This is a genomic window from uncultured Ruthenibacterium sp. (assembly GCF_963558415.1).
In the GTDB taxonomy this organism is placed as follows: Bacteria; Bacillota; Clostridia; order Oscillospirales; family Ruminococcaceae; genus Ruthenibacterium.
In genome coordinates, this window is the sequence record NZ_CAUWGY010000091.1 from 1 (window position 1) to 8,991 (window position 8,991).

General features: G+C 50.8%; 8 protein-coding genes. All 8 read left to right on the top strand.

Annotated features, from left to right (window positions below):
- A partial coding sequence (adhE, locus tag AB5H98_RS11630) for a bifunctional acetaldehyde-CoA/alcohol dehydrogenase (RefSeq protein ID WP_367926062.1) occupies positions 1–2,088 on the top strand: 2,088 nt, incomplete at its 5' end.
- A gap of 106 nt (positions 2,089–2,194) precedes the next feature.
- Entirely contained in the window at positions 2,195–3,742 is a 1,548-nt protein-coding gene (locus tag AB5H98_RS11635; protein WP_367926063.1) for a hypothetical protein, read from the top strand.
- Between the two features lie 106 nt (positions 3,743–3,848).
- Positions 3,849–4,607 carry a hypothetical protein gene (locus AB5H98_RS11640; RefSeq protein WP_367926064.1) on the top strand — a complete coding sequence of 253 codons (759 nt, stop codon included), beginning with the start codon at positions 3,849–3,851 and terminating at the stop codon, positions 4,605–4,607.
- Positions 4,608–4,627: 20 nt separating this feature from the next.
- The gene (locus tag AB5H98_RS11645) at positions 4,628–5,311 is read left to right on the top strand and encodes a class D sortase (protein ID WP_367926065.1); all 684 of its coding nucleotides are present in this window, start codon (positions 4,628–4,630) and stop codon (positions 5,309–5,311) included.
- Positions 5,308–6,273, top strand: coding sequence for a hypothetical protein (locus tag AB5H98_RS11650; protein WP_367926066.1), 966 nt, complete (start codon positions 5,308–5,310; stop codon positions 6,271–6,273). Before AB5H98_RS11645 ends, AB5H98_RS11650 begins: the two co-directional genes overlap by 4 nt.
- Before the next feature lie 203 nt (positions 6,274–6,476).
- Positions 6,477–7,481, top strand: coding sequence for a DUF2804 domain-containing protein (locus AB5H98_RS11655; protein ID WP_367926067.1), 1,005 nt, complete (start codon positions 6,477–6,479; stop codon positions 7,479–7,481).
- 119 nt (positions 7,482–7,600) lie between these two features.
- Complete coding sequence (spoVAC, locus tag AB5H98_RS11660) at positions 7,601–8,047, top strand: stage V sporulation protein AC (RefSeq protein ID WP_367926068.1); 447 nt, start codon at positions 7,601–7,603, stop codon at positions 8,045–8,047.
- A 114-nt stretch (positions 8,048–8,161) separates the two neighbouring features.
- Positions 8,162–8,991 (top strand): stage V sporulation protein AD (locus AB5H98_RS11665; protein ID WP_367926069.1); only part of this gene is annotated, 830 nt, incomplete at its 3' end.

The following is an 8,991-nucleotide window of genomic DNA, read 5'->3' on the forward strand; positions in this document are numbered from 1 at the left end:
AACTGCATTCAGTGGATCGATAAACCCTCGATTGAGGCCACGGGTGCACTGATGAATCATCCGGGTGTGGCTACGATTTTGGCCACCGGTGGTCCTGGAATGGTACAGGCGGCCTATAGCTGTGGCAAGCCGGCCTTGGGCGTAGGCCCCGGCAATGTGCCTTGCTATATCAACAAAACGGCCGATTTGCATCGTGCATGCACGGACCTGATGATGTCTAAAACGTTCGACAATGGTATGATTTGCGCCTCCGAACAGGCCGTCATCGTCGATCAGGAGATTGCCAAAGACTTTGAAAGCTATATGAAAGCCAACAACTGCTACTTCCTGAGCAAGGAAGAGACAGAAAAATTGGCCAAATATATGTTCCCCGATCCTCACAAGGGCGTATTTGCTCCTGTAGTTGGCAAATCCGCTAACTGGATTGCGGAGCAGGCCGGCTTGAAGGTCCCTGAGAAAACCAAGATTTTGATCGCACCTTTGGATAAACCCGATGACAATCATCCTTTGGCAAAAGAGAAACTGAGCCCGGTTCTGGCCTATTTCAAGGTCAAAGACAAACAGCAAGGATTTGACTATGCCAATAAAATGCTGGAGCTGGGTGGCTTGGGTCACTCCGCGGTCATCCACACGGGAGACATGGAAATCGCCGATGAGTATGGCATTGCCATGCGTGTGGGCCGTATCATTGTGAATAGCCCGTCTTCGCAGGGCGCCATTGGTGACATTTATAACACCAACACTCCGTCTCTGACGCTGGGCTGTGGCTCCTATGGTAAAAACTCCGTCAGCCAAAACGTGACCACCGTCAACCTGATCAACAAAAAACGTATTGCGAAACGGAGAGTCAACATGCAGTGGTTCAAGGTGCCGCCCAAGATTTATTTTGAGGAAGATTCCATTCAGTATCTGGAGAAAATGGAGGACATCTCCCGCGCGTTCATCGTCACCGACCCGGTCATGGTGCAACTGGGCAATGTGGACAAAGTGCTGTATTACCTGCGCAAACGTGAGCAGTACTGCCATGCTGAGATCTACTCTGACGTAGAGAGCGATCCCTCTGTGGAGTGCATTATGCGTGGCGTAGAGGCTATGCGTTCGTTCCAGCCGGATGTCATCATCGCCATCGGTGGTGGTTCTGCAATCGACGCGGCCAAGGGCATGTGGCTGTTCTATGAACATCCCGAAACCAGCTTTGACGGTCTGCGTCAGCGCTTCCTCGACATTCGTAAACGTGCATTTAAATTCCCGAAACTGGGCAAAAAGACAAAACTGGTCGCGATTCCGACAACTTCCGGTACTGGCTCTGAAGTTACTAGCTTCTCTGTCATTACCGACAAAAAGAACGGAAACATCAAATATCCTCTGGCTGATTACAGCCTGACTCCCGATGTGGCCATCATCGATCCGCAATTTACTTGGTCCATGCCCAAGAGCATTGTGGCCGATACCGGTTTGGATGTTTTGACACACGCCATTGAGGCATATGTCTCCGTGATGGCCAACGACTACACCGACGGTTTGGCTCTGCATGCCATTGAAATGGTGTTCACGTATTTGGAGAAATCCTATGCGGGCGATAAGCTGGCTCGTGAAAAGATGCACAATGCGTCCTGCATTGCAGGTATGGCCTTTACAAACGCGTTCTTGGGATTGAATCATTCCATGGCTCATAAATTGGGCGGTGAGTATCACATTCCTCACGGTCGCGCCAATGCCATTCTGTTGCCTTATGTCATCAAGTACAACGCCACCAAACCTACGAAATTTGCAGCGTTCCCCAAATACAAAGAGTATGTGGCCGACGAACGTTATGCAAAAATCGCTCGCCGTGTAGGTCTGTGCGATGCCAGCACGCCCACGGAAAAAGCGGTGGATTGCCTGATTGAGGCCATTGTTAAGTTGATGAAGGCTACCGACCGTCCTTTGTCTGTAAAAGACTGCGGCATCGGTGAGGCCGAGTTCATGAGCAAGGTCAATGAGCTGTCTTACAAAGCGTTCGAAGACCAGTGCACTACGGCGAACCCTGTGTATCCTCTGGTCAGTGAAATCGAAGAGCTGTACAAAAAAGCCTACTACGGAAAATAAGACGATTTCAGTGAAGGGCCCCGGCAAAAGCCGGGGCCCTTTTTTATTTGACACCAACTCAAAAATGAAGTATTGTTCAAAAGGAATAAAACAGAGGAGGACGGCCATGAACGAGGAAAAAGGCAAACTGGCGCGACTATTTTTGGGCGCAGGCAGTGCGTATGCTGTAACGCTTTTGGGCTGGCTCCTATTGTATATGTACAATGGATATGTTCAGATTGTGGACGGGAAGACCGCTCTTTTTGGCGCGGTCACTGTGTGTGCGGCGGTAGCTGTGGTGTATAATCTCATACGCTGTCCAAACCGTCCGCGTCTGCGATGGTACGCTTGTGAATTGTGGTTAGCGGGACTGTGCCTTTTATATGTAGTCAATCTTTTGTGGTCCCAAGATCCGGCGGTGTCTTTCTGGGGCCTTGCGGGCAGACGCAACGGAACATGTATGCTGCTTTTATGCGCAATGTGCTATTTGCTTGTGCGGATCGGTGTGCGGCAAGGGGATGTCCCTTTGTTGCTGCAAGTGTTTTTGGGCGCAAGTTGTTGTGCCGCGCTTTTGGCTTGGCTGAATTATTTTATGATGGATCCGCTGAGCGTTTACTATTCCCTTCAACCGGGAGAGGACCACATGTTTTTGTCCACATTGGGCAACATCAACTTTTTTGGCGGCCTGATGAGCATGGCTGCGCCGGTGGCACTCTACGGATGCACACGCGCACATACCCAATCGGCAGTGTACGCATGGGGCGCGGTTTCGGTGCTTTTGTGCAGTGCTTTGGTGCCTGCCAACAGCGATGGACCGTGGTTGGGATTTGTGGTCGGAGTGGCCGTGCTGTTGTGCCTCAAGCGCACAGATACCCGCATGGTCGGCCGGCTGCTGACGATTTCCGCGGTATTTTTCGTTTGTGCAGCTTTGGTAGGCTGGGTTTCCAAAACGGCGCAAGTGCGAGGAGAGCTTCGTACGATTTCCGCGTGGTTGTGTCAGCCGGTGGTGGCTTTGCCGGGTGTGTTTTTGTGCGGTGTGTTGGCTTTCTTGTTGAGCAAAAGGCGCCCGGTGGTTTGTGCCCGTTTTTTTCGCTGGTCGGCTCTGTGCGTTGTGCTGGCTCTTTTGGCGCTGGTCGTGGCGGTCAACGCAGGGTTGGTTGACGGTGGTGCCTGGCGAGAATTGTTGCTTTTTTCTCCGCAATGGGGGTCCGGCCGAGGATACGTTTGGTCCGTATTGACACAGAGTTATGTGAACGAACTCTCCGTTCTGGAAAAGATAGCAGGCGTGGGCGCTGAAGGGGTGAATGCTCTTTTAAATCCTCTTTATACAAACCAAATCGTGGAGTTGAACGGACGTTCTTTTGATTCAGCGCACAATGTGTATCTTCAGCATTTGATTTGTGCAGGTGCGGTGGGGCTGTTGTGCTGGTGCGGTTTTTGGCTGGGCCGACTGCGTTGTGCGTGGCGCCGGTGCGCGATTTTTGCGGCGCCTCTGGCGGCTTATTGCGTACAGGCGTTTTTCAGCATTGATACACCGGCTGTGCTTGTGCCTGCAATCGTGTTTGCGGCGCTGACCGCTGTGCCCGCCGGCGAGGGAAAGGAGAAAAAAACGGTTTTATCTGGCGCAGTTTTCTTGTGTTTTGCGGGAATGGTTTTGGCTTCTTTACTTTTGTGAGAAATTGGGGAAAATAAACGTTTTTCGCCATTGAAAAGTCCGTTAAAAGGGATATAAGGATTTTGTATAACGCACTTTGCGTGGATGTGTTTGAGGAGGACTGAAAATGAATTTGAAAAGAATTGGTTCAGCTTTCTGTGCCTTGGTCATGGCGGTTGCGTTGGCAGTTCCTGCTTTTGCGGCAGATGCGACCCCTGGTCAGGTTGCGGAAGACATGGCGTCTCAGGTTTACAAAAATCCTACGCTGGAAAATGGCGAGGCTTTGGCAGCTCAGATCAACAGCGATAAGAACATCGTAGTCAGCATGGCGATGGCTGATGCGATGAGCAGAGCGATTTATGCCAACAATGCTTCTTTTGCGAATGCCACCATCAATGAGTCCAGCGTGAGCGTGATTTATAAAGATCCCGGTGCATCTTTGACTGTGTCTGATTTGAAGGTGTCCGGCAACACGATTTCGATTTCTGCTGCGTTTGAGGGCGGTGCACAGTCCAGCTTGGGCGCTGTGGTTTCTCTTTACCTCAAAGAGAGACTGGATCCCGCGCAGAATTATATGTGGGAGTGCAACGGCCAGACCGGTTATGTCAATTTTGTTGTGAATGACAGCCCGAATGCGATGTATAAAACGACGGTTACTTTCTATGCGCCTCACTTCAGCACCTACACGATTGCTCCCGTAGGAACAACGGTTACTCCGGAGCCTCCTGTAGTTGAGGAGCCTTCTGTGACTCCTCCGGCTTCGAACGAAACCGTTCTGAAGGGCACTGGTGCGGACTTCAACTTGGCTTTGGCCGGTGTAGTTGCTCTGTGCGCCGTTTTGGTAGCGGGCAGTGCCGTACTGCTGAAAAAACGCAGTCATCAATAAAAAAGGCGGTTTTTTGAAAAATGGATTCCATGAAAAAACTGCTGCGTGAATGGAAAACCTTTTTTTGCAACCGGGAGAATTGGATTCTTCCGGTTGTTTTTTGCTTGTGCACGCTGGGCGTTTTGGCCTTTGGCGGCGCGCCAGTAATGCAGTCTGTAGCACAAGCTGCGAATGTGCAGGGTTACAAAGCGGTGCCCAGTCCCAAAGCGTTGTTTGAGACGCAAGAGCTGGAGCCTGCGGAAACGGTGGATTTGGCCCAGGCGGGTGGAATGCCCCAGCAGGGAGAACTTTATGGGACACTGAATATTGAGGGTACCGCGGTGGAGTGCAATCTTTATTACGGTGACAGTGAAGCAGAACTGCACGCAGGTGCTGGCACGTATACAGATGGATCGATTCCCGGTCAGAGCGGAGCTACGCTGATCGGCGGTCATACGGGAACTTTTTTTCGTGATTTGGAGAGTGTACAACTGGGCTCTGAAGTGGTTATTGAGACTCGCTACGGCGAATATCATTACGAAGTTACCGAGATGGAAGTGGTGCGGGCCGATGAGTTCGGAATGGACGATTTACAAGCCGCACCTGACCGGAGTGTGCTTTTGTATACCTGTTATCCCTTTGGTCAGCTTACGCTGACTCCATATCGCTATATGGTTTGTGCCGAGTATGTCAGCGGACCTAAGATTGTGGAGGGAGAAACATGAGAGTAGAGCGAGCGGTGCGCGTATTGATGACAGGGATTCTTTGTGTGTGCATTGCTCTATGCGGTGTGTTGACCGCGCTGGAGCTTACGTTGTTTCGAGAGGGATACCTTATTGGAAAGATGGATCGTACCGGCTATTTTTCCAGCCTTACCGACGCGGTGAGCGTGGCCTGTCAGGGTTATGCCGCGGATGCGGGTCTGAACAACTCCGCTGTTTACGAGTACATCTATGAAAGCAACGTGCGCAACGATTTGATTTTGAATGTGGATGCCTATTTCCGCGGAACGGATGGAAGCAGTACCGCTCGCTTTTCCGGACTTACGGAGAAGCTGAATGAGATCGTGATGCAGGAGACCGGTGCTCCGCTCACTGAGGAGCAAAAGTCCCGGTACAGCGCGCTGCAAATCAGTTGTGAGGGAACGTATCAAGAGGCGGTACGTCCGCCTTTTGAAGCGGCACTCAATGTAGTGCTTCAGTATCGTAAGGTGCGGTTTTGGGCCTGGGGGATACTTTTAGGCCTGGGAATCGCAGCCGCTACCGTTCTTCGATTGGCGAGCAGTCAGATAGAAAAATGGAAAACATGTGTACAGCAGGCACTGTTGGGAACAGCAATGACTTTAATTTTTCTGGCCGTGTTGGTGAGAGCTGTGAATTTTTCTGAGTGGATGCCAACAGAAAACATCAGCTATGATTTATTCTGTGCTTGGTGGGCCGGATTCCCAGTGACCTTAGCCGTTGTAGGTGTGGTCAGTCTGCTTTTATTTGCAGCGTCGGGATTGTGGAGTGTAAAGCAGTCTGCTTTGATTTCGCCCCAGTGTGCCGAACAGCAGAGCCAGCCAGAGGAAAAGACAATGGAAGTGGCGGACAAAACTTCCACACCGGCTCAGGCCATTGTGCCAAGACCGGACGTGCCGCCGGCTCGTCGCATCAATCTTTCTCGGGCAAAACATCAAGGAAAATGAACGAGGGGCTTATGGCCTCTCGTTTCTTTTCTGCCGAAAAACAAAGAACCCTTTTGTGAAGTTTGGACACTGTAACGTTTAAAGTAATGTGCTATAATGGGTCTAAGATTGTTCGATTCCGTAAATTCAAAAAAGGCAAATATGTATAAAATCAACATTTTGTAATATTTTTATAAAAATAACAAATGGTAGGGGAGGGAGCTATGGAAGAAAAAGAAATCATCCACGCAGGTCCGGTGTTGGATGAGAAGGGAGCCATTGTGCCCGGTTATTCTCGCAGGGCAGTGTGCACTTACCATCGGGCGGACATTCGTGCGCCTTTTTATCGCATCAAGGAATGGGACTTTTACCAGGCTTCCGATGGAGAAAAATGCATCCAGTTCACTTACGGGCATGCCTCCTATGCGGGGCAAGTGGGAGTGATGCTGTTCGATTTTCAAAAAGGGGAAATGATCGCAGACATCAGCCGTCTGCTGGCGCTGCCTTTTGGCCGGCTTCATTTGCCGGAGAGCGCCGAGGAGGACAGTGACGTAAGGTATGAGAAAAATGGAATGCTGCTCCGCTTTAAAACGGAGGGAGACACCCGTTATCTTTCCTTTGTTACCCAGGATTTTGAAGCAGAATTAACGTTGATGCGAAAAAATCCAAATTCGATTGTGGTCAATATTCCCTTTGCGGGGGCGCCCACATCTTTTTATTATAACCAGAAGATCAATTGCATGTCGGCCTGTGGATACGCAAAATACAAGGATAAAACCTACTATTTTGGGGAAGATGCCTTTGGCCTTTTGGACTGGGGACGCGGTGTGTGGCCCTTCCACAACGAGTGGTATTGGTCCAACGGAACGGGTCTGCTGGGAGACAAGCTGTTTGGCTTTAACCTGGGTATGGGATTTGGCGATACCAGTGCGGCCACAGAGAATTGTCTGTTTTATGCGGGCGGCTTTTCAAAATTAGGACGGGTTCATTTTTTGCTGGACAAAACCAACTATATGCGCCCGTGGCTTTTACGGGATGAAGAGGGAAGACTGGATTTGACACTGAAACCGGTTTATGATCGCACGACCCGTACAAAGGCGCTGTGGGTAAACAATTGTTGTCATCAAATGTTTGGTCGGTTCTATGGAACGGCTGTGTGGGAGGATGGCACAGTTTTAAAAATTGATGGATTGCCGGCCTTTGCTGAGCACGCAGTCAATAATTGGTAAAAGAAAAAAGCGCGGAAACCAAGTTTGGTTTCCGCGCTTTTTTGTAAGGGAATAAGGGGTATCTCTTTGGGAATAATGAAAAGAAAAGAGCTGCAAAAAAGGAGACGTTGACCGTGCACATGGACAATCAGACCTATGACAAGATGAGAAAGAAGGCGTCGCCGCACTCTCCTGTGGCAAAGGACTGCTTGTGGGCCTTTTTTGTGGGAGGAGCCATCTGTTGTCTGGGCGAAGGGCTAAATACGCTGTATCGGACCTTGGGCTTTGCCATTGCGGATGCGGGGACACTTACCAGTGCCACATTGGTGGCTTTATCCGGCATTTTTACTTCGCTCGGATGGTATCAAAAACTAGCAGCCAAAGCGGGAGCAGGAACACTGGTGCCCATCACCGGGTTCGCAAATGCCGTAGTATCTCCGGCGATTGAATTCCGCAGCGAAGGTTTGGTGACGGGCGTGGGCGCCAAAATGTTTGTAATTGCAGGCCCTGTCATTGTATACGGTATGCTGGCCAGCGTGGGCTGGGGCATTTTATATCATTTTTTGCAGCCTTTGATAGGAGGTTGAACAGATGAAAAAGGGAGACACCATACCTTTTGAACCGGTGCCGCATTCGATGCATAAAGTGCCGGACAAAAAAGGGCGTACCATTTCTTTTGATAAACTGGGAGGCCGTGTCAAGTGAGACGAAAAGGGGATACCGTTTTCTTTGAGCATCCACCTCGAGCGGTTGCCTGGGCAGCGGTAGGCGGTAAAAAAGAAGGAGAAGGTCCGCTCGCACAGACTTTTGACGTGCTTTTATCGGATACCACTTGCGGGGAAAAAAGTTGGGAAAAGGCAGAGAGTGATGTTGCGCGTTATGCGTTGGAAACGGCGCTGAAAAAGGCAAATTTGACGGCGGCAGAACTGGATGGAGTGTTTGCCGGGGATTTGGAATGTCAATGTACTGCTTCGGCCTATGCCATGCGTGGATTTGATGTGCCGTATCTTGGTTTGTATGGGGCGTGCAGTACCATGGCCGAAGGCGTAGGCCTGGCGGCCTGTATGGTTGCTTCGGGGGCCATGCGTCGTGCAGCGGCCATGGCCAGCAGCCATTTTTGTGCGGCCGAGCGGCAATTTCGTACGCCATTGCTCTACGGTGGAAAAAGAACACCCACTGCTCAATGGACCGTCACAGGGGCCGGCGCATTGGTGCTGGCCCGGATGGCGCAGGGCCCTATGATTCAAGCGGTCACCTTTGGCCGCGTGCGTGATTACAATGTGACAGACATCAACAATATGGGAGCGGCCATGGCGCCGGCTGCCTGTGAGACCATTCTTAATTATCTTGCGGATTCCGGTGCTGTGCCGACGGATTTTGATGCCATCTATACGGGAGATTTGGGCCTGGTAGGCAGTGAGCTGCTGGGGCAATTGCTGGCTCGTGAAGGGGTTCAAATACCCAATCACAAAGATTGCGGTTTGCTGGTTTACGATGTGGAAAATCAAAATGTGCAGGCGGGCGGCTCGGG

Coding starts and splice junctions, on each gene's coding strand:
- AB5H98_RS11635 (WP_367926063.1), top strand. CDS start 2,195: ATGAACGAGGAAAAAGGCAAACTGGCGCGACTATTTTTGGGCGCAGGC.
- AB5H98_RS11640 (WP_367926064.1), top strand. CDS start 3,849: ATGAATTTGAAAAGAATTGGTTCAGCTTTCTGTGCCTTGGTCATGGCG.
- AB5H98_RS11645 (WP_367926065.1), top strand. CDS start 4,628: ATGGATTCCATGAAAAAACTGCTGCGTGAATGGAAAACCTTTTTTTGC.
- AB5H98_RS11650 (WP_367926066.1), top strand. CDS start 5,308: ATGAGAGTAGAGCGAGCGGTGCGCGTATTGATGACAGGGATTCTTTGT.
- AB5H98_RS11655 (WP_367926067.1), top strand. CDS start 6,477: ATGGAAGAAAAAGAAATCATCCACGCAGGTCCGGTGTTGGATGAGAAG.
- spoVAC (WP_367926068.1), top strand. CDS start 7,601: ATGGACAATCAGACCTATGACAAGATGAGAAAGAAGGCGTCGCCGCAC.